Annotated in this window: 1 rRNA gene; it reads left to right on the top strand. The window is 48.8% G+C overall.

Annotated features, from left to right (window positions below):
- Positions 1–108, top strand: a 16S ribosomal RNA gene (locus CIK88_RS10130); the annotation flags it as partial.
- Positions 109–260: the final 152 nt, after the last annotated feature.

The following is a 260-nucleotide window of genomic DNA, read 5'->3' as shown; positions in this document are numbered from 1 at the left end:
GCACCTGAAGTCCGTGACCGCAAGGGTCGGCCTAGGGTGAAACCGGTGATTGGGGCTAAGTCGTAACAAGGTAGCCGTACCGGAAGGTGCGGCTGGAACACCTCCTTTCTGGAGACGGATCTTAGATGATTAAGGTAGTTTCAAAAGAATGGGATGAAGCATTGGTTTGTTCAGACACTCCTTCGGCTTCTTGTACTAACGAATCTGTTTTCTCGAATAGAGAATCGAAGGAAGCTGAGGATACAGTACTGTTCCAAAGC

Origin of the sequence: Prevotella sp. P5-50, from assembly GCF_002251295.1 — a bacterium.
Classification (GTDB): domain Bacteria; phylum Bacteroidota; class Bacteroidia; order Bacteroidales; family Bacteroidaceae; genus Prevotella.
The sequence above is the reverse complement of the archived record's forward strand: the minus strand, read 5'-3'. Positions and strand labels throughout refer to the sequence as shown.